The organism is Chitinophaga sp. YIM B06452, from assembly GCF_039655965.1.
In the GTDB taxonomy this organism is placed as follows: Bacteria; Bacteroidota; Bacteroidia; order Chitinophagales; family Chitinophagaceae; genus Chitinophaga.
The window spans coordinates 718932-740462 of sequence record NZ_JAWLKY010000001.1; the positions used below are offsets into that span (position 1 = coordinate 718932).

The following is a 21531-nucleotide window of genomic DNA, read 5'->3' on the forward strand; positions in this document are numbered from 1 at the left end:
AGATGGGTTTACTCCCGGTATTCCCGGCCCGTATAAAGATCGATATAAAAAAGCTGATTTTTCTGCATTACCGCGCCGTGTTCACCGATGCTGTCGTACAGGGGCGGCGTAATATGCGCGCCGGTGCTTATGTTCATCAGGCCGTACAGGTTATCCTTGCAATAGGGCGCAATATCCTCCGCCAGGCAGGGCCCGATGTAACTGTATGCGGGTGGCACTTTCCAATCCTGCTCCATGATATCAAAAACGCCATACCTGCCGCTCTTGTTGTCTTTCCCGGCGTAGAGGGTTTCGCTGAGGGCTTCGGGGTATTGGAGGGGGAAGAGGTGGAATTCCAGGCTGGTGTCCATCACACCTTTGGCGGTGCCATGGGTGAACAGCAGTGAACCATTGCGCAGCATGGAATGAAAGCCGGCCCGCGGCTCTATGAGTTTGTTCCATTTGCCGCTCTTATGCAGCACCAGCAGGCGGCGCTCTTTGCTTTTGCCGGTGGTGGCCAGCACGAAAAAATGTTCCGCATCCCGCATTGCGCCGATCATGGCCACATATTGCACTTCGCCCACCTGCGGGTAAGGCTCAATGGAAGCGGGGAAAGGTTTTGAAAAATCAGGGAAGAGGAACACCTCGCCGGCGGTGGACTGGAAAACAGGCGCGGCAATGCGTTGGTAGGGCGCTTCCTGCTGCGGGATCGTCTTCCCGCCGAAAGTAAGGTGATTCTTTTTGTAATACCGCACGGCGTCCATCGGTTTGCCGGCTTCGTTCACGCGGCGGTACCAGCCTTTGCGGTATTGGAGGAAGGTGCCGTCTTCCAGCTGCCCGAAGATCTGCCCTGAGCAATGTTCTCCTTCCGCATTGTACAGCTCCTGCCGCAGCAGCAGGTGCTCGCCGGATGTGAGCAGCCGGGCTTCGCCGGGCATTTTGCGGGCGGGCTCCCAGTCCTTGCGCCAGTAGCGGTTTCCCCAGGCATTGAGGTCGTCCGTGCAATTGAACTGCTGGATCTTTTTCATATCCGGCATGGCCAGCACTTCCCATTGCGCCCTGGGCACTTTGGTAACGAGCAGCGGGCCGTTGTGGCGGGTGCTGAGGAGGTTGAATTCAGGCAGTATTCGCCAGCGCGGCAAACGCCACCAGGCATTGTATTCTTTTTTGATAAAAGCGAGCGAAAAAGGGCGCGGCGCCGTGAGATGGATGAAAGGGTGCTCCGGGGCGATCACAGGCACTCCTTCCGCATTGATGATGCCAAAGCCGCCTTCCTGCGCTATCACGGCAAAACCGCCCCGGAAAGGCCGCGCATGGGAATATTGCGGCGGGATCAGGAGCGACCCGTCGCGGTTTGTATAGCCATAAAGGCCCGATTTTGCCAGCCAAGGTATCATAGCGCTGGCCAGGGAGAACAAAAATTATACCTATTCGGCGGGAAAGAGCTTTCTATTGAGGGAGATGCGTTCCTTATTTCTTCTTCGATGATTTCGCAAACTTATTGAAATCCAGCGCCCGGCCTACCCAGAAGCCGAGTTCTTTTTTGGTGTCCAGCGCGGTTTCATCCACGAAAATGTATCCTTTCATCACCCGCCCGTTGTGCACCATCAGCTCGGCGCCTTCTTTTTCAACAAGGGTTTCGGCCAGCTCAGGGTCTACGCGTACCATGATGCTGTCTGCACGGACGCCCACGCACATTTTATCATTCACCATAAAACAAATGCCGCCGAACATCTTCTTTTCCTCCACATTTTTTTCAGCGGCGGCGATCAGTTCCCTTACACGGGCGAGCAGCTTTTCGTTTACCGGCATAGTCAAGGTTTTTACGTTCAGCTAAGTTACGGCATTCGGGATGATACAAAAACAGGCCCGTGCTTTTCAGCCGGACCTGTTAGCGGTAATGGAAGTCAAGGCCGTCCCGGCTAAGCCGGGATGGCAGGTATTATTATTTTCTTTCCGGCATTTTGAAGGTCAGCGAAATCTCGTGCCGCAGCATGCGCGCAGCCTGGCCCGTGAGCCAGAGATAATGATCGGAAGGCTTGCCGTCCATCGTAATGAAGGAAGTGACCTTGCTCAGGGGCGGGTTGTCGCTGCCTTTGAAGATGGCGGTGGCTTCGTTCACTTCGTCGAACATGGCTACGTAGAGCATGGTGGCGCCTGCGTTGAGCGCAGTGGAAAGCATCTGCCAGTAGAACCTTCCGCCCTGCCGGGGAATGGAACCTACGGGCTTCACATCGTCCGGGAATTCGTAGCGGCTGAGGTTGTGCCAGCTGAAACCGGGATACACACAGGGCACGTACGCCACTTTGTTCTCCCTGCACCAGTTGATATCATCCACGGTATTGTCCCTGAAGCGGTCCATATCGTTGTGCAGTAGTGGCGAATAGCGCTGCACAGCCCAGGGCATCACAATATCTGATTGCCGGATAAGCGTATGCAGGTAGGGATCGTTGAGGCAATCCGCATTCAGCGTGCGCCAGGCGGCAGGTACGCCCAGCATCACGGCGCAGCCGCCGTACACGGGATCGTTCTTCAGGAAATCGATCAGCCTTTCCAGCCCGATGTTCCGGATGTTGTACGGCCTGTCCGGGAAACCGATGCCCCAGATGGCCACTACCGGTTTGCCGTTGTGATGCAGGTAGGTCTTCTTACCAGGCTGGTCCGTTACTTTCAGCTGGTCTACCAAATACTTCCAATCCCCGATCAGCGCTGAACAATCTTCGCCGTTCGCGCGCAGGCCCGAGAGGTCGTACATCACCGCGATAGCGCGGTTGTGCTTTGACGCGGCGGCAAATGCGTTCCTGAGGATCACGGAAGAAACGGAATCCCTTCCACGGGCGTTGCCGAAGAAACGTTGCATGAAAACGCCGTCCAGGTTGTATTCTTCCATCCATTTGAAATGCAGGTCTACGGTACTTTTGTCGTAGGAGCTGAAGAACTTCGCATTTTCCCCATTGGCCAGCTTCCAGGGCGTGGCGTAGGTCCTGGCGTATTCGGACACATCAGGCCACATATCAATACCGCTGCGCTCTTCGTTGCCGTAAGCGAAGCGGCGGGCGTTGGAGCCATCGCCCTCCGCCCTGAACCATCCCTGGTAACCAGCCATAATGAGGCCCTTGTAAGCAGGATAGCTGGTTTGTTTGCTGTGCTTACGTTGTGCAATAACCTGTATGCTGATCAATAATAATAAAACGATGAGCCCTTTATTCATGCTGTTGATTTTAAAACTTACCGTACAGGGAGCGTGGCGCTGTAGCCTGCTTCCCCATGAAACCATTTGCCTGCCTGGCCCGCCAGCCAGAGATAATGATCGCTGGACAGGTCGTTTTCAATTCCCACGAACTGTTTGCCGCCGTTGAGCGGCAGCTCGTTCTGGCGGGCGCATTTGTAGAGCGCGGTGCCTTCGTCTATTTCGTCGAACATAGCGAGGTAAAGCGATTTGGCGCCTGACATTTTCGCGCCGGCCACCTGCTTCCAAAGGAATTCCCCTTTCAGCCGCGGGATGGAATTATACACGGTTGGATCATTCTTCAGGTTCCCCCAGCTGAAGCCGGGAAAGGCCAGCGGAACGTAATCCACCTTGTTGTTGCTGCACCACTGGATATCCGCCGCCAGCTCAGCGCCTGCCACATTAGCGTAGTTATTGCTGCTGTAGCGGCCTACGGCCCAGGGCATGATGATGTCGCACTTTTTGATAAGGGCATGCAGCAGCGGCGAATTCTCCGTGTCGTTGCGCATATCGCGCCAGTAGTAAGGCACGCCCAGCATTACGGAAACCTTTTTGGCCGGGCCTTTCAGCTTCGTCACCAACTGGTCTGCATCGGCGATGGAGTACTTGCGGTTGTCGTTGAAACCCACGCCCCAGATCACCACCAAAGGTTTTTTGTTATGGCGCAGGTAGGTGGGATGCGTCTTGTTGTCGAAGAGGGAAAAGACGCGCTGCAATTCCTCCCAATCCTGCTCCAGGTACGCCACATCAGCGGACGAGCAACCGCTGAGGTCGTACATTACGCAGATGGCGCGGGAGTATTTTTTGGCGGCTTTCAACGCGTTCTCCAGCACTTTGTTGAAGTGGCGCTTGCCTTTTACGTTCTCGTTCTTGATCTCCATCACGAACCGCTGCATGAACACGCCGTCTATCCCGTAATCCTTCATCCATTTGAAATGCAGGTCAACGGTCTCTTCATCATACGGACTATACAACGGCGCATTGCTGCCATCTGCAAAGGAAAAGGGCGAAGGATATTTTTTCGTGTATTCCGTCATATCCGGCCAGAAGTCTACAGAAGCGCAACCCGGCATAAAGCCGCCGCAACTGCCGTTGCGGTAGTGGTACCAGCCTCTTTCGGAAGCATCGCCTTCGGCGGCAAACCAGCCCTGGTAGCCGGCCATCACGAGGCCATTGTAGCTTGTGTAAAGACATCCTGTTTCATCATACACCGCTTCGGCCGGCGGCGGTGGCGGCGGAGCCGGGGGATTGCCCCCCGTGCTCTTCTTGGAGCAGCTGATGCCAGCCGCCAGCAACGCCGTAAGTAAGATCACCTTTAGTTTCTTCATCATCATATCGCCAGTTTAACAGGAGCTGCGTAATTGAATTTTGCTTCACCAACGGAGATCAGCGCCCCTACGCGGAACCAGTATTCTTTACCAAGCGGCATCTGGTTTTTGAACTCGTCAGGATTGTATTCGAGGCGGTAGGTGGTGGCGGGGTCCGCCGGCGCGTTGATCTCCTGTTCTTTATGGCCGAGGCGCATCGGTTCGCCCACGCGCTGGTCCTTGTCTGCATAGATGCCGATCTTCACCACGTTGCCCACTACGTTCTGCTGCAGGTTGAAAGTAGCCACCACGAGGTTGCCCACTTTTTCCACTTTCAGGTTCTGCACACGCAGGTAAGGCGTTACCGTGAAATCCAGGACGGTCTTGCCTTTGATCTGGATCTCCTGCGCCGCCACGTCCACGAAGTTGCCGCGCATCGGTTTTACGGTGTAAGTGTTCTCGAACAGCATGCTGTTCTCATAGGTGCCGTCGGTCTTCACGACCAGCACCTGCGGTTTTACGGGATCATATCCATGTTCGGTGATCTCGATGGTGGTGCCGCGGATAATGTCCTGCTCCACGAGCTGTTTGGTATCCGCATCGATGATCCTGCCGGAGAGGCCTGCGGTGGGACCGTCGAAGTTGTCTTTTTCACAGGCGGCAGCAAGCATGATCACACCGGCCAGGAGTATATATCGTAACGTTTTCATGGTTGAATTTTTCTGTATTAATACTGCGGGTTCTGTACCAGGCCGTTGGAACCGATGCCGGGTATGTAACGGTAGTAGGACTTGGGCTCGAATGTGCGGGGATTGGCATTCGGCACCTGCACCCTTACGAAAATGTATTTGGTGGCCGGCAGCGCCCGCAGATCCTGCAGGGGCAGCAGCGTGTGCATGAACCGGTTGTTGAACACGGTATGATATTCCCTGCGGCGGATCAGGTCCCAGAACCGTTTGTTTTCATAAGCCAGTTCCACTCTCCTTTCACGTTGCACGTTGTCTGCGGTGAGCGGGATGTTCACGGTATGGCCCGCGCGGCGGCGGATGTCGTTCAGGGCTTTGGCCGCAGCTGTTGCATCACCGGCACCGCTTTCTGCGACTGCTTCCGCGAAGTTCAGCAGCACTTCGGCATACCTGAATTCCGCCCAATCTGTGGTGCTTTGGTTCCAGCCGGGCACGATCGGGTTGTTCTGGTTCATGAATTTCCTGAAAGAAAAACCGGTGCGGGTATTGTTGCCGCCATAGGTATCAAAACCCGAATACATCGTGGTGCTGGGCGCACCGTAAGTGTAATAGGTGTTGCCGCCGATGGTGATCTGGTCTTTGATGCGGATCACCGCCTGGCCGTCAGGCTTCACGTAACCGGCCTGGATCACGATGTTGGTGCCTTTCCAGCTGGTGCCGGGCAGGATGGCCGTGCCCCACAGGCGGGCGTCTTTGTCTTTGAATATTTCGTTCGGCGTATTGAATTGCAGGTATGCTTTGGCAGGATTATACCCGCCATAGTCATTTATGTTCCCGTCAACGGTGGTCACCACGGGAGCGCTCTGGCCGGGATTGGCGTAGCTTTCATAGAGGTCCACCATTTCCAGCGTAGGATTCATCCTGCCGGGGTGCGGCCACCCGTTGGCTACCTGCGCGGGCTGGTACCAGATGTCGTAGTTATGGCCGAGGTTGGCGCCGGGCAGGTTATAACCTTTGATAAGGATTACTTCATCCTGCGCATCGTTCGGGTTCTGGAACAGCAGGCGGTAATTTTCCGCTGCTTCCGCCGGGGTGGCCGGATTGGGGCGGAACAAAGAATACGCGCCGCTAGTCATGATCGCCTGGCAGGCCTGGATGCAGGCAGTGTAATACCCTGCGGCAGCGGATGCCTCCATCCCTACGAGCTTCTGCGTTACCGCATCGCCGCTCAGCGGGGCGCGGGAGCCGAACTTCGCGATGGAAGCCGCATGCAGCGCCGCGCGGGACTTCAGCGCCAGCGCGGTGTATTTGTTCGCCCTGCGGCCCTTGGCAGTGCCCAGGTTGGCAGCGGCCACATCGCACAGCTCCATGACATAATCCCAGGTTTCTTTTTCCGTGCTGCGCGGCACTTTCAGCGTTTCCGCATTGCCTTCATATTTTTGCGTGGCCTTTATCAGCGGCACGCCGCCGTAGCGTTTGGCCAGCCCGAAATAGGCAAACGCCTTGATGAAATTGCTCTCGCCGGTGAGCGCGTTCTTTTCTTCCTGCAGGATGTCCAGCGTGGGGATCGCGTCTATCAGCAGGTTCACATCGCGGATGAGCTTGTAACCCTGGTCCCACCAATGGAAATCGCCGTCGCCCAGGAAATCGCCGAACTCGGTGTGCATGGCTTCTTCGGTCATCATGGCCGCACTGAAGCCTCCGTTGTTGGGGTCGCCGCCGTTCTGGTTGAACCCTGCCCTGAAATACGCGAAGTCTTCGATCGGCAGCTGGTAATAAAGGTTGGCCATGTAGATCTTCACGCCTTCGGGATCGCCGAACAATACATCCGCCGGGATCTTATTGGTGGGCTCTATGTCCAGGATGCCCTGGCAGCTGAACAGTATGCCCGTTAAGAATATTACGAATAACTTTTTCATTGTCTTAGAAATTAACGTTAACACCAAAGTTGAAAGCGCGCATCAGCGGATAGTTGAAACCTGCGTTGAACAAGCCTTCCAGCCTTTCAGGATCGAAGGGTTTCACGAAGCTGTCTGCAATGGTGAAGAGGTTGAAGCCGTTCGCATACACGCGTATCTTGCTGATGCCGGAACGGTTGTACAGTTTCGGGGCAATGGTGTAGCCCAGTTCCGCGCTCTTCAGCCTGAGGTAAGAAGCGTCTTTCCTCCAGGTATCTGTTTCGGTATACATCCTGCCCACGTCGAAGTTGAAGCGGGAAGCGGGCCATTTGCCAGGTATCCATTCGCTGTTGGGATCGTAGGGATCCGCTTTGTGCCAGCGGTCGAAGAAGTAAGCCGGCGTATTGCCCCTGAAGGCCATTACTTCAGCGTATACTTCCTGGAACCTTACAGTGTACATGGCAGCGCCCTGGAACAGCAGGTTCAGGTCAAATCCTTTCCATGACGCGTTCAGGTTGAGGCCGTAGTTGATGCGGGGCGCTTTGCCTGCGGGGTTGAGGTCGTTGTTGTTGCCGTTGGCGCCGAAGTACTGCGCTACCATGTCCAGGTCGTTGATCACGCCGTCGTTGTTGGCGTCCAGGATGCGGTAGTCGCCGGGCAGCTCGCGGCGGTTGCCCTGGTCGCCGTTTTGCAGCGCGTGGGCATACACTTCTTCAAGGCTCTGGAACTGGCCGTCGCTGATGTAAGACCATACCCAGTCGTTGTTGCGGTAATCGTTCGCGTTCCTCCAGCGTTCCCAGCTGTTCAGGTCTTTGCCTCTTTCCACGTACAGGTTCATGCTGCGGAAGAAGTTGAAGTTGCCGGAAATGCCGTAGTGGAAATCGCCGATGTCGTTGTTGTGGCCGAGGGTAAACTCGATCCCTTTGATCCTCGCGGAGTTCAGGTTCTCCTGCGGCAGTGATGCGCCGAAGGTATTGGGCAGCGTCAGGTTGCGGAAGGCGGGGATGCCTTCCATGTCACGGCGGTACACGTCTACTTCGAGGGTCAGCTTATTGCGCCACAATCCCAGGTCCATGCCGATGTTCAGTGTTTTGGAGCGGGTCCAGGTGAGCTGTTCGTTCACGATGTTGGGCGATGCCGCGCCGGTGGTGAGGGCGCCGTTGGTGAACTCATACTGCCCTCCACCGGAAAGATTATAGCCGACGATATACTGGAACGGCGCCGCGGCGTCCTGGCCGAGAATGCCGTAAGATGCGTCGAACTTGAGGTTGGAGATCACCGGTACTTTCTCTTTCATGAAAGGTTCTTCCGATAGCCTCCAGCCCGCGGAGATCACGGGGTAAAAGTCCCAGCGGTTAGACGGATGGTAGGCGTATGAGCCGTCTTCCCTGAATGCAAAATCTACCAGGTACTTGGATTTATAGTCGTAGCTGACGCGGCCCAGGTAGCCGATGCTGGCCGTGCGGTTCTCGTTGCCGGAGTTTTCCATTTTGGCGTTGCTGGCCCTGTCTATCTGGTCCATGGTATAGAACTCGTACGTTCTCCTGAGCCATGCGTCGCGGCCCCACCACTGCTGCGTTTCCATTACGAGGGTGGCGGCTACGTTGTGCGCGCCTGCAAACTGGCGCTGGTAGTTGACCTGGCCCTGCATGGTGAGCCGGGCGCCATTGCTGTAGTTGTTGGAGATCGTTGCGGCGCCCACTCGTTGCGGGGCCGGCACGTATACGCCGTTCACATAATTATAGAGCTTGTAGGGTTTGCTCACGTCCTTGTTCGTATACACGTTCAGGTCGTAACCGGCCACGCCGCGCAGGCTCAGGCCCTGCACGAAAGGCACGGTGTAGTTCAGCGCGATGGTGGACTGGATATTTTTTGTCACGGATTCATTGTAGCCGGTAATATCCCGGTCAGACAGTACCACGGGGTTCTGCGTGGAAGGACTTACGTTGAAGGGATACTCCGGGTTGTTGTTGGCATAAGGCTTTTCCGTGGGCAGCGTTACGCGGGTGCCTTTGAAGATGTTGAAAAAGTTCTCGCCCGGCGTTTCCCTTTTATCCCAGCGGCCGCCGATCAGCACTTCCAGCTTCAGGTTCTTGTGCAGCTCGGTGGTGAGGTTGGTGCGAAGGTTGAAACGGTCGTACCCCATATCGTTGGTCTTCAGCAGGCCCGCCTCGTTGGCATAGGCGAAGCTCACGAAGTACTGCGTTTTATCGTTGCCGCCGGTGGCAGACAGGTTGTGCTGCTGTTGCATGGCGTGGTTCTTCATGGTTTCGCTGTACCAGTCGGTGCTTTCATATCCCGGCGCGCCGTCGATCCATTTCTGCAGTTCGTCTTTGGTGAGGTAGGGCGTGCCTTTACCTCCCAATACGTCTGCGTCGTTCCTCATCTGCATCCACTCGCTGGCGGAGGCCATCCGCGGCACGTCCGTTGGTTTCTGGAAGCCTACCATGCCGTTGTAGCTGAAGGAAGCCTTTCCTTTGGAACCTTTTTTGGTGGTCACGATCACTACGCCGTTGGCCGCACGCAGACCATAGATTGCGGCGGTCGCGTCTTTGAGGAAGGAAATGCTTTCGATGTCGTCCGCATTGAGGCGCTGGAATTCGCCGGCCCCGTCACGCACGATCCCGTCGATCACGAACAGCGGCGTGCCGAAGCCCCTGATGTTGATGCTGTTGTCGAATGTGCCGGGCTCGCCGCCGAGCTGCCTGATCTGCAGGCCGGCCACTTTGCCTTGCAGCTTCTGCGCAATGCTGATGTTGGCCACCGTCTGGATCTCTTTGTTGGTGATATTGCTCACGGCCCCGGTCAGCGTTTCTTTGCGTTTGGTGCCGTAACCTACCACCACTACGCCAGACAGCTGTTCATCATTAGGTGTCAATCGTACGTTTATCGTACTTCTGCCGTTTATCTGTTCAACGGCGGTGGTCATGCCCACATAAGTGAATGTGATGGTGGCGGCCCCGGCGGGTACGTTCAGCGAATATTCGCCTTTAACGTTGGTGGTGGCGCCCGTTCTTTTGCCGGCGGCGTCTACGGTGAAGACCGTTACCCCGGGGAGGGCTGCGCCGTCCCGGTCATCGGTAACCTTTCCCGTGATGGTTTTCTGCTGGGCTGCCGTCAATAGCGGGAGCAGGCAACACAGCACCAAAAAGTGATAGATTTTCTTCATAACGATTTTTTTCATGGAGTAGAATAGGAATGCAGAATCTGGTTGAAAACGTGGTATTCGTGAATGTCCGAGATTTATGGATGCAAGTAACCCGGCGGGCATTAATAAACCGGTTAATGAAAGCGTTAATAGCCGAATTAATTTTTAATTATGGCAAAATTGATTGATTATCAATGTGCATGAGAAAAGAATTGCGGAGATTTGTATCGAAACTTTCTAAAATATGCTTATCTTAAAAATCGCATTTCACGAATGAAAGAACGGATCATATCATCCAAAACGGACAGGTTATTATTATCAAATGCATTTTAGGTCTCCGATGGGGAAATATATATTTTGTATCTGCTGGGCCCTTGTTTACAGTCATATTATATTCGGACAATCGCACGGACTTGGGTTTTCCAGTCATGAAGTAGTACCGGAGAAAAGGACATCCCTTCACCTGACCCCGGGGGCGCCCGTGTGCCTGCGCGGGCAAACAGACCTCAGTTTCGACCTGGAGTTCAGGCCCAACATGGAAACTTACTTCGGGTACGTGGTGCGGGTGATCACTACCGGCCATCAGAATATAGACCTTGTATATAACCAGCGGCTGGGCGTGTTTCACTGCGTGATCGGCGAAAAGGTGACGGGAGAATTCAGGATAGACACCCTGCAGCTTTATCGTGGCTGGAACCCAATCAGGATAAGATTTGATGCAAAGGCCGGCGAAGCCGTGTTCTATCTTCGCGACAAGCCCGTTTGCCGGGGTAAGCTCGCCCTCCCAGACAATACCTGTGCACGCATCTATTTCGGCGCCACCAATTTCGAAGGGCATCAAACGCTGGACCTGCCTCCCATGAACATCAAAGACGTGCGCATTACGGAGGACGGGAAGCTGAAACATTTTTTCCCCCTTTCCGAAAGCCTGGGCGCTGCGGCAGACGATACCGAAAGCAAAGACACTGCGGCCGTGCGCAACCCCGTATGGCTCAAACCCCGGCACCAGAACTGGGCACTTGCCCGCACCATCGAATTGGCGGGCACACCCAGCATCGCGTTTGACCAGCAGAAAGAAGTACTATATATTATTACCGCCGATTCCACTTTCCGGCTCACGTTCAGGGATATGCAGCTCAGGGGCGAGCCGCTGGCCCAGGGGCATACGCTGCTGCCGGACGGCAACCAGTCCATCTACGACCCCGTACGGCAGCGGATCTACAACGTGCTGATCGACGAAAAGAAAGTGCGCACCTACGACACGCTGGCACGGCGCTGGGACAATACCTTTACGCATACAGAATTGACCGAGTACTGGCAGGCCAACAAATTCGTGAGCCAGCCGGACACTTCTTTATATATACTCGGCGGTTACGGGCAGCTACGCTACAAGAACCTCGTGCAACGTTATCATTTTCCCACCGGTACCTGGGAAACGCTGCCAGTGAAAGGCGAGCACTTCATGCCGCGCTACCTGGCCGCACTGGGGCTCAATGCCGCGGGAGATACCGCGTTCATCCTCGGCGGTTACGGCAGCAATACCGGCGACCAGTCCGTGAACCCGAAATATAATTACGAGCTGAACGCCTACAGTATCCGCGACCGCAGCTTCCGCACCATATGGCGCTTCCCCGAGCCGGCGCGGCAGTTCTGCTTTGCGAACAGCCTGGTGATAGATACCGCCACCCGCGAATATTACACGCTCATCTACCCTACCGATAAATTCAATTCTTCGCTGCAGCTGATCAAAGGTTCGCTGGCATCGCCGGGGTACCAGCTGATGGGGGATTCCATTCCCTATTCGTTTTACGACATCCGTTCGTTTGCGGACCTGTATTATTGCCCCGTGAGCAAAAAGCTGGTGGCCGTAACCCTTTACAATTCGAAAGAGAACACCTGCCAGGTGAAGGTCCACACGCTGGACTTCCCGCCCAATGCGCTCATTCCCTCGCCTGCGCCGCGCAAAACTTACATCGCTCCCTGGTGGTTCACACTGCCCGGCATCACTATACTGCTTTTTATCCTGCTTGCGCTTTCCCGCCGCAGGCGGCAGAAACAGCAGGCTGCGCAGGCCGTGAAAACAGTTGAGCACATCCCGCCCGTGGAAGCTACGCCAGTGCAGCAACCTGAGCGTTCGGCCGTATTCCTTTTCGGGCAGTTTGAAGCGTTCGACAAAGAAGGGAATGATATCACGAAACTTTTCACACCACTGCTGAAAGAACTTTTCCTGCTGGTGCTGATCCATACTTACAAAGACGGCAAGGGCATTTCTTCCGAGCAGCTGTTCGACATCCTCTGGAGCGACAAGCCGCAGAAAGACGCGCGCAACAATTACTCCGTGAACATCGTGAAGCTGAAGGCCGTCCTGGAAAGAGCCGGGGAATGGCATATCGGGAAAGAATCGGGCAAGTGGAAGCTGGAAGTGCTCAACCAATCCGTGCAGGTAGATTACGCGCGGTTCGCGCAGCTTTGCATGCAGAAGAACGCCGCTTCGCGCCCTTACATCCAGGAGCTGCTGGCTATTGTGAGCAGGGGCGCTTTCCTGAAAGCCATGCAATACGAGTGGCTGGACGATATCAAGTCAGACATTTCAGGGCAGGTGATAGACCTGTTCCTGCAATATATCTCCACCGCAGACCTGCCCGCAGAAGCAGAGCTGGTGCTGCGCCTCACGCATGCCATCTTCCTGTTCGACGCGCTGAACGAAGAAGCGCTGGCCTACCGCTGTCGGAGCCTTATCCTGCTCGGGCGGCACGGCATTGCACAGGAAGCCTACCAGAAATTCGCGAAAGAATACAAAGAAAGTTATGGCCAGGAATTTGGCCGTTCATTCAAGGAGATCACGCAACAGGGTTAGCCTTTCCTGCCGCGGGATATGAGCCAGATAATGAGGCCCAGCACCACTGCCACCAGCAGCAGGCCGGTCCATACCCCGGCTTTGAAGATCCCTTCCACCAGTTCACAGCTGCTGAGCGTAACCGTTAAAATCCCGAGCAGGAAAAGCATTGCGTTTTTCATAGCGTTCCTTTTAACTTTCCGGGATCATAAATTATGCCGGAATACTGATACTATAACAGCAGTACGTCATACATTTCTTATGACAACTTCTTCACAAACAGCTCTTTATGCTGGCCTAAAACTCAGGAATACACGAGATTACTATTGAGACCGTCCTGTATTGCCTCAACATATTCACGGTTTCCCTTCATTTGGATCAAAAAAGTCAGAATATTATTCGGGCTGCTGTCATAATTCAGTATGTGATTATAATTTCGTTGATGTATTAGCCCTGACGAAATTCAAAGCCATTAAACACAGGAAACATGAAAGCCATCTTAAAAAGAAACCTAGTCCCCAATAGTAATAGTAAGTACGTTTTTATCTACCTAGAAGCAGTAACTGCAATCTTTATAATTCTATGGATTTATACAGGAATAAGTAAATTAATCGATTGGCGTAGTGTGTCCCTTCAAATGATGACAAATCCCATCTTCAAGGGAATGCCTAAGCTGGCAACTTTTGGCGGACCGGTCCTTGAATTGTGCTTAGCTATATTACTGGTATTCAAAAGAACAAGATTACTAGGTTTCTATCTTTCATTCGTGTTGATGTCATTCTTTACATTCTATGTCTCATATCTAATGATCTATCTACCGACGCTGCCATGTAGCTGTGGTGGCGTAATTAGCTCTCTCAACTGGACACAGCATCTTGTTATGAATATACTATTGACCATAATTTCCGTTTCCGCCATAATACTCTATAGAAAAAGAAAGGCAGTGAACAGCCATTAAAACGAAGATCTTATTGAATTCTACATTTAAAACTTCCAAGTATTTGTTGATCAACAATATAGCCCGATTGGCCGTTGGGCACCAGTAACCATTATTAGTTAACAATTAAAAACAAAAAAAATGCGCAACTTAAAATTCAGCTTCGCATTACTTATTGCGATTGCAGCTGTAGGAATCACTCTTGCTTCTAAAGCTGGTCAAATTGGTTCTCGCGTTCTTACTGTATGCTTTGAACAAGTATCACTGCAGAATGCTGCCGGCACTCAGTTCTATTCACCGACTGCAGGTGATGTTTGTGCCGATGTTGTTACCGACATAAATACCCTCAATACTCTGTATCTGAGCGCCAACCCCGCAACAGGCACTAACATTAAAACTGGCTGCATTCCTGTAAGGCCCGTTTACTGCTGCATCGACTTTGATGTTGATCCGACAGCTCCTTCAACGGTTCCGAATACAACTCCGAATGGAGCTGCGTCTGGAAAATACAAAATAGTAGACATTCGCTGCAAACTTCAGTAAGCAGCAAAATGGAAATGCAATGCATCTTGTCATTAGATGCATTGCATTTTTAATTTTGAGAGTAAAGTCTCTTGTTCACTATAAAGCCAACAAACATAACTAATAATTATTCTAGAAATTGCCCCAACAGCTCCTTCAGCAGTTCCCGATACAACTCCAAATGGAACAGCTTTAGGAAAGGACAAGATAGAAAATGTATACTGCAAGGTCTTCTAACGATTCAAAATAAAAGCACTTGAACTTTATTAGTCTCTGTCGATTTCAATGCAAAAAACTTAACTATAAAGTTATGACCACTAAGAATATTTATCCCACTCCAAAGCACAACACAATCAAACAAACTCAATAACGTCAAAATGGTCAAACTAAAAATCCGCTCGGCATCGGTTGCCGCATTTATCACTTTAGGTGTCACTCTTGTATCTAAAGCCGATAAAATTGATTCTCGTTCATATACAGCATGCTTCGAAGAAGTCTTGCTCCAGAATGCTGCCGGCACATCATACTATACACCAACTATTAACGACGTTTGCCAGGATGTTATTTCAGACATATCGAATAACCAAACCCACTACTTGAGCAAAAATCCCGTAACCGGATCCAATATTAAAAAGGCACGTAGTTATCCAGGTACAATCTACTGTTGTGTTGAATTTGAATGGGATTCCTCTACTCCAAAAACAGTACCAAATACTTCCCCCAACGGAGCTGTTTCAGGGAAATATAAAATTGCAAATATACGTTGTCGATAACCATCACGATTTACGGGCATCCAATCCAGCCTGAAAAAATCAATTCTTCCATCCCCCATTTTGTTCTATTCCTGATTGCGTGATGATTTCAACTGGAATAGGAAAGGTATACTTGTAACTATTGGGCTCAAGGATGTATGTATTGCCACCAATAGACCTTATTATTGATTCTGCAAACCTAGAATCTCTATTCAAGCGGCGCAAATCAGACCATCTTACATTTCTAAGCAAAAGCTGCTTCTTCCGTTCTTTCAGAATAATTTTCAATGCGTCTGTTTGATTGCTGGCTACATAGTCAACGAATGTGCTCGTTCCATTTATCTTTAGATAGCGGGTTCGAATCAGACTATTCAAGTCATTCATCGCTGCATTAATATCATTTTTTCTCGCGTAGCATTCAGACCTATTTAGTATCATTTCATCGGTTGCAATGCCAGAGAATTTATCAGTAGTGGTATTGCTGTAGCTACCTTTAAAGATGTACTGTCCAGCACCCTCTCTGAAAAACACCTGCTTTCTCAAATCATTCACATCGAACTCAGAGTAAAATGATGCCGGGAGGAGGTATGTTGTTATACTTGAAGCGCCAAGCAGGAGGCTAAAATATCCTATTTCTTTATTGGTTCCAACAAAAAGTTGAGCAGGTGGTATATCATTATAATCAATCAATTCATTATTTATTTTAAGATATCTATCAGCATAAAGAAATGCGCTGTCGTACTCTTCCATAGCCATATATATTCGGGACAGCATTCCGACTGCCGCAATCTTGGTCGGGCGGGTAATATAATTACTCTGATCCGGCAATAGGTTTTCCGAGATTTTAATATCAGATATTAGTTGATCATAGGTCTCTTTCGCACTCGATCTTATTGTGGGGTTCTCTATATCACTTTTTAATTTTAGCGGAATCCCGAGAGTTTGATTTGAAGAAGACTTGGTAAATGGGGGGGCAAACGTCATGGCTATATAATAATGAAATTTCCCCCTTTGAAACAACGCTTCTCCTTTAAGCTGATTTACTTTAAGGTCATTCCCTTTCCCATATAAACGCTCAATCCCATCTAATACTAAATTGGCGTGAAGAATACAAGAATATGGTATGTCCCAATCAGTCAGATTTTTATAGGGAACATTTTCACTCCATGTATATGCATTACCTTGTGCTGAATTTTTAACCCTTTGCCAATTAGTTTCTGCAATAAGGTGATAATCAGCTGCCACTTCAGTCAAAGAAGGTGAATACATGAATATTTCATTATCCAGTATCGCTCTATAATCTTCAAAAGTTGTGGCTACAGCCTGCGACTGATCTACTTTCACTTCCATCCATTCCTTACCACAACCGACAAAAAAAAACGAAAGAATAGCAATAGCAATTGTATTTATAATACAGTATGTCGTTTTCATAATTTACATTTAAAATTAAAATCTCGCAGTCACTCCCATTGTAAAAGATCTCGGCAGAGGCATTTCAGGGCTATCTGGATCTAGTCCAAATTTATTAGCCCGCCATAAAATACCGACATTAGAAGCAAGAAGGCTTATATTTATACCCGATATTACCGATGTTCCACGCGTTGGTATGCTATAATCTACTTTAAAATCCTGAAGCCTTATGTGATCCCCTTTTTCAACCAAGACACTAGATTTTGAATAAAAATAATCTCGCACAGGATTTGGAGCTAAAACTTCAGAGGGAACATTGGTTCCGATTTCATCACCGCTTTTTTTCCACCTTTCACTATAATCGGAATGTCCAACCCAATAGGTAATAAGATTTGTATAATTCATAGATTTTCGGCTAAAATAATATTTGAGTTTATAGGTAATATTAAAGGATACTGTAAATCTGTGTATCTGGATACTATTTAAAATATTCCCAGTTATCCTTGGAAATATTGAACCAAAATGCACTAAGTCCTCTGGCTTTGTATTCTTGTTGCTCGCCGCAATATCATATGGGGCAATGGTATCAGCAATAATTCCGCGCGGATCTCCAGTCTTGGGATCAAGACCTCCCCATTTATACGCATACAACTGGTATAACGGCTTCCCTTTAAACACAACACTAGATCCCAAATAATTATCAGAATTTTGCTCTGCGTCAGCTACCAGATATTTATAATCTGTAACTTTCTCTTTATTAAAACTAAAATTTGTGATAATATTCCAGCCGACATTTTTCCTCCTTACAACATGACCATCCAGTTGGATATCAAACCCAGTTGACCGGATTCCAGCATAATTACCATAGTAAAAAGTTGGTATTCCCTTTGTGGCTTCACTTTGTATTGGCCCGATTAAATCCACGCCGTTTTTCCTATAAAATTCTATGGTACCTGAGAGTCTATTGTTAAAGGATTTAAAATCCAACGCCGCATTCCATGTCTTTACTTTTTCCCACGTTATATTTGGATTGGGTGGAGTAGATATGCTGGCAAATGGCAATGGGCTATATAAATTAAACGATGGGGAATAAATAATCGTAGCCAACTGAGATACATTGTTATTGATATTACCATTCCAGCCATATGTAAGCCTTAGATTTAAGTGATTTATTTTTTCGACATGAAAGAAGTTCTCATTGGTTATGTTCCAAGCGCCTCCCACAGACCATAATGGCACTTTTCTCAGATTCGCCTTTACACCCAATACGTTAGCTTCATCGATTCTTCCGCTTGCAGAAACTGTATATCTTTTGTCATACGCATAAGAGGCATTCCCAAAATAACTTCTATATCTCCTTATGGTACCATTTGTTCCTTGGATTGGATACAACAATTCTTGTCCTCCTCCGGGCCGAGTTGTATAGTAGTTCTTGAAATCCATATTGCTCATAAAGGTTAAAGTTTCTTTATTATACCCATACAAGCTTGATGTACTGGAATTATATTTGGTTTCGCTTGCCTCTGTGCCTAATATCGCAGTAACAGTTCCGCGAGACCATGATTTGTTATAATTCAATTGCCCTCTTGCATTCCAGGATCTTTGATTGCCACTCAGTGTAGTTAAGGTTCCACCTAACGGGAACGGGTATTGTATACCCCCTCCTGCATCATAGTACATAAACTTGTTTACCATATTCCTATTGGAATAGGCCATTCCACTTGCATAGTTTTCATCTACATTGTTTGACCGGAAATACTGTCCCTTTACATCCAGAGAGAGGCCTTGTAAAATATTAAACCGAACATTTCCTCCAATTCTTGTCGTGGACACCTTTGATGTGATACTTCCAAAGTCTTTTTCCTCGATTGGTTTGTAATGCCAATCTAACAAACCTACTGCAGACACCGTATCCAGATATGGCTTCCTATAACCGCCATCTGAAGAATTCGGGATATGTAACGGTTGGCCAGATTCATCCGCAAGCATTGTATATGGAGCAACATAGTTATAAATATTATTACCAAGATAAGGTACAAGTTGCGAATACCCTATTCTATTGTTTTTAAACGTATTTAATGAGTAATCAATAAAATAATTTAATTCAATTATTTTGTTTAGTTTGATTATGCTCGTAAAATTTAAAGTATATCGGCTAGATTTGTTTCCCACATCTGCTCCAAGGTTATTGTCATATCCAAAAGAAGTATAATAATTGGATTTATCACTTCCACCTTTAATACTCAAATTATATTGTTGGCTAATGGGATTTCTAAGGAAATATTTATCGATATCATCGTTTACATTATGGTTTGATAATTTCTCAAGACCATTTTCTAACTGCACGTCTGTTATTTCGCTTCGCCGTCTGGAATATAAAAGCTCCATAGCCGGTGATATAATTGGAAATAAATTATAGGCGGGATAAAGATCATCGTAAGCATCGTAATACCCTGAATTAAACAAGTTTTTCTCGAAACCTATGGCGTCCTTAGAAGACATGATCGGAATTTCTGAAATTTTGGGCTTTCCCATGAGGGTTAGGTTACTCGTAAAATTGATTTCAGTCTTAGAATTGAAGTTTCCCTTTTTTGTTGTAATCACAATTACTCCGTTTCCAGATCGGGCTCCCCATATTGATGCAGCGGCCGCATCCCTAAGGATAGTTATCGATTCCACATCGTTGGGGTTTAATCTCTCTATAATGTTTGCAACCGGCATTTCCTCATAGGGAAACCCGTCTATTACGATCAATGGCTGTCTGTTAGCATTAATAGTACTAAATCCCCGGATTACATATTTCGTCCCTGCAATACCGTTAGGATCATACCTTAAACTATTTGTAACATACCCTATCCTATCTAAAATATTTGTCGAAGGGGTCCTGCTCAATAGCTTATTATCTAACTGTACAAAACTTCCAGTAGCTCTTTCCTTGGGTATCGACTGATATCCCGTAGATACCACTTCCACCCCTTGTATATCCCTAATCGCCGAATCCAACGCCACCCTAATCTCCCCTCTCCCCGCAATCCTCACCTGCTTTGGGTCATAACCCAGCGAAGAGAACACAAGCGTCCCGTTCCCGGGCACGCGCGTAAAGCTAAAACGGCCCATATTATCGGTCCCCTGGCCCCGGGGATAGCCTTTGAGGGAAACAGTGGCTGCAGGAATGGGGTTGCCCTTGGCGTCTACTACCACGCCGGAAACGTTGATCATTGGAACGGTATCCAAAACCGCGTTCACCGGCTCTGCAGGCGCTTCTGCTGCAACGGGCTTTTTCGAAAGTACGATGCCTTTGTGTTTGATGGTCCAGGTGATGTTTTTACCGCGGAGCACGGCGGCCAGGGCGTTGGAGAGCGTTACCTGGCTTACTTTTACGGTGATGGGGGTATTGCCGTCGAGGGTGCTGCCGGAAAAAAATACGGTGTAGCCTGTTTGTTTCTCCAGGGCAATAAATACGTTTTCAATCGGCTGATTGGTAAAGTTTAGGGATACGTTGGAACTGTCTTGCGCCGCGGCGAATGCATTCGATTGAACCGCCATAAAAATCAGGGAAACAGCCCGCCATTTTACGTTTTTCCGCAGTAGAGAGTAGACCTTTTGCATATACGTTTGTTGGTTTTGAAGCGCCCATGAGAATTATCAGGACTGAACATTCCCATGAGAAAATTAAAAAAATGGACACACAGTTAAAATTCAGGCAATAAGGAGCCCCACCCGGGAAAACACGGATGTAAAAATTTTCTTTGATGATAGATGGATGCATGCGATATTCCCGGCCGGGAATATCTACAGAATCACGGTAAGATTGACTTTGGTGTAAACGCCTAGCTTATAAGAAAAGAAAGCGCTATGAGGTTGATCATTAAGCCCAGCTTCGATTTCAGGATCTGTTTGGCGTAACGCAGATGCGTCTTCACACTTTGTTTGCTGATCCCCATTTTAGCCGCTGCCTCCTGGTATGTCATGTCTTCCTGGTATACCAGCTGCAAGGCCGTTTTTCGCTGATTCGTCAGGAAACCCAGCAGATATTCCATCCGCTCCTCCTCTTCCTGCTGCTTGAAAGATGCCAGGGCCTCCGGCATCGTAATGTCCGCCGAGGCCGACCGGTTGTAGTACTGGAAAACCTCTTCCTTCTCAGAATGGGACGCCCGCTTCCTGATCTGGCCCAGGCATTGGTTCTGCACCATCTTCATCAGGTACCAGCGCATATCAGAAATGGTCTTCCACAACTTCGGCTTGTTCAGCAACAAAGCAAAACATTCCTGCACGGTATCCGCCGCATCATCCTTATCCCTCAGAAAGGTATAGGCCAATGCCAGCATCTCCTGCGAGTACTTGTTGTAAGCCTCGTTGAAAGCCTCCTTGTCGCCTTCTTGCAATTTTGTGATGAGAAATTTTTCCTCCACTTTTCGCAGGTTTTATTAAGAGTCTTAGTTCAGAATACTTTCATGTCTATTTCAGGAATAAGCAGATTTCTGTGTCAGCCAAAAGGGAGAAAAACGAGATATTCATACTTGTCCGATAGTTCAAAAAGCTAGTTGATTATGGACCGAAAATTAGTTAATACAAAAACAAATTTACGTTATGGATTTGTTAACAGAGGGAAATTGTTAATTCGGGGAAGTGTAGGCCTGTATTGGGTTGTACGATAATAACTGTTGTTTTGATTCTTATTCAAAAGTTAAGAGAAATTTGTAGAAATGGGCAAAAAAGACGGTTTTTCGTTCACCCTTTTTGGTTAATAATGCTATCCTTGTTTTGGGCCCGGAAACCGTACCTTCGCGTACTGAATGTAACATTTTTTTCCTTGCCAACGATCTA

14 protein-coding genes are annotated in these 21531 nt (G+C 49.3%); 3 read left to right on the forward strand and 11 right to left on the reverse strand.

The annotated features are described in order from the left end of the window. Positions 1-8: 8 nt before the first annotated feature. The 7 genes from R3I13_RS02625 to R3I13_RS02655 all read right to left on the reverse strand — a co-directional run bounded on the left by R3I13_RS02625 (position 9) and on the right by R3I13_RS02655 (position 10268). Positions 9-1376, reverse strand: coding sequence for a WG repeat-containing protein (locus R3I13_RS02625; protein WP_346316363.1), 1368 nt, complete (start codon positions 1374-1376; stop codon positions 9-11). A 73-nt stretch (positions 1377-1449) separates the two neighbouring features. Beyond that, complete coding sequence (locus tag R3I13_RS02630) at positions 1450-1791, reverse strand: TfoX/Sxy family protein (protein WP_346316364.1); 342 nt, start codon at positions 1789-1791, stop codon at positions 1450-1452. Between the two features lie 133 nt (positions 1792-1924). Continuing rightward, the gene (locus R3I13_RS02635) at positions 1925-3190 is read right to left on the reverse strand and encodes a glycoside hydrolase family 71/99-like protein (RefSeq protein WP_346316365.1); all 1266 of its coding nucleotides are present in this window, start codon (positions 3188-3190) and stop codon (positions 1925-1927) included. 17 nt (positions 3191-3207) lie between these two features. Next, positions 3208-4542 carry a glycoside hydrolase family 71/99-like protein gene (locus R3I13_RS02640; RefSeq protein ID WP_346316366.1) on the reverse strand — a complete coding sequence of 445 codons (1335 nt, stop codon included), beginning with the start codon at positions 4540-4542 and terminating at the stop codon, positions 3208-3210. After that, on the reverse strand, positions 4539-5225 hold the full coding sequence (locus R3I13_RS02645) for a DUF3823 domain-containing protein (RefSeq protein WP_346316367.1): 687 nt from the start codon (positions 5223-5225) through the stop codon (positions 4539-4541). The genes R3I13_RS02640 and R3I13_RS02645 overlap by 4 nt, the downstream gene beginning before the upstream one ends. Before the next feature lie 17 nt (positions 5226-5242). After that, on the reverse strand, positions 5243-7120 hold the full coding sequence (locus R3I13_RS02650) for a RagB/SusD family nutrient uptake outer membrane protein (protein WP_346316368.1): 1878 nt from the start codon (positions 7118-7120) through the stop codon (positions 5243-5245). 4 nt (positions 7121-7124) lie between these two features. Next, positions 7125-10268, reverse strand: a complete 3144-nt coding sequence (locus R3I13_RS02655; protein WP_346316369.1) for a TonB-dependent receptor — start codon at positions 10266-10268, stop codon at positions 7125-7127. Between the two features lie 319 nt (positions 10269-10587). Between R3I13_RS02655 and R3I13_RS02660 the strand changes: the two genes are divergently transcribed. After that, positions 10588-13104, forward strand: a complete 2517-nt coding sequence (locus tag R3I13_RS02660) for a hypothetical protein (RefSeq protein ID WP_346316370.1) — start codon at positions 10588-10590, stop codon at positions 13102-13104. On the opposite strand, the gene R3I13_RS02665 is transcribed toward R3I13_RS02660, so the two are convergent. Beyond that, positions 13101-13265 carry a phosphatidate cytidylyltransferase gene (locus R3I13_RS02665; protein ID WP_346316371.1) on the reverse strand — a complete coding sequence of 55 codons (165 nt, stop codon included), beginning with the start codon at positions 13263-13265 and terminating at the stop codon, positions 13101-13103. The two genes, R3I13_RS02660 and R3I13_RS02665, sit on opposite strands and share 4 nt — an antisense overlap. 896 nt (positions 13266-14161) lie before the next feature. Between R3I13_RS02665 and R3I13_RS02670 the strand changes: the two genes are divergently transcribed. Beyond that, positions 14162-14563: a hypothetical protein gene (locus R3I13_RS02670; RefSeq protein ID WP_346316372.1), complete on the forward strand. Its 402-nt coding sequence runs from the start codon at positions 14162-14164 to the stop codon at positions 14561-14563. 356 nt (positions 14564-14919) lie between these two features. Continuing rightward, positions 14920-15315, forward strand: a complete 396-nt coding sequence (locus tag R3I13_RS02675) for a hypothetical protein (RefSeq protein ID WP_346316373.1) — start codon at positions 14920-14922, stop codon at positions 15313-15315. A 39-nt stretch (positions 15316-15354) separates the two neighbouring features. Here the strand turns inward: R3I13_RS02675 and R3I13_RS02680 are convergent, their stop codons facing one another. The 3 genes from R3I13_RS02680 to R3I13_RS02690 form a co-directional block, all read right to left on the reverse strand. Further along, positions 15355-16725 (reverse strand): RagB/SusD family nutrient uptake outer membrane protein, encoded by a 1371-nt coding sequence (locus tag R3I13_RS02680; protein ID WP_346316374.1) that lies wholly within the window; start codon positions 16723-16725, stop codon positions 15355-15357. Between the two features lie 15 nt (positions 16726-16740). Beyond that, on the reverse strand, positions 16741-20313 hold the full coding sequence (locus R3I13_RS02685) for a SusC/RagA family TonB-linked outer membrane protein (protein ID WP_346316375.1): 3573 nt from the start codon (positions 20311-20313) through the stop codon (positions 16741-16743). 221 nt (positions 20314-20534) lie between these two features. Next, positions 20535-21116: an RNA polymerase sigma factor gene (locus R3I13_RS02690; RefSeq protein ID WP_346316376.1), complete on the reverse strand. Its 582-nt coding sequence runs from the start codon at positions 21114-21116 to the stop codon at positions 20535-20537. Between the last annotated feature and the right edge of the window lie 415 nt (positions 21117-21531).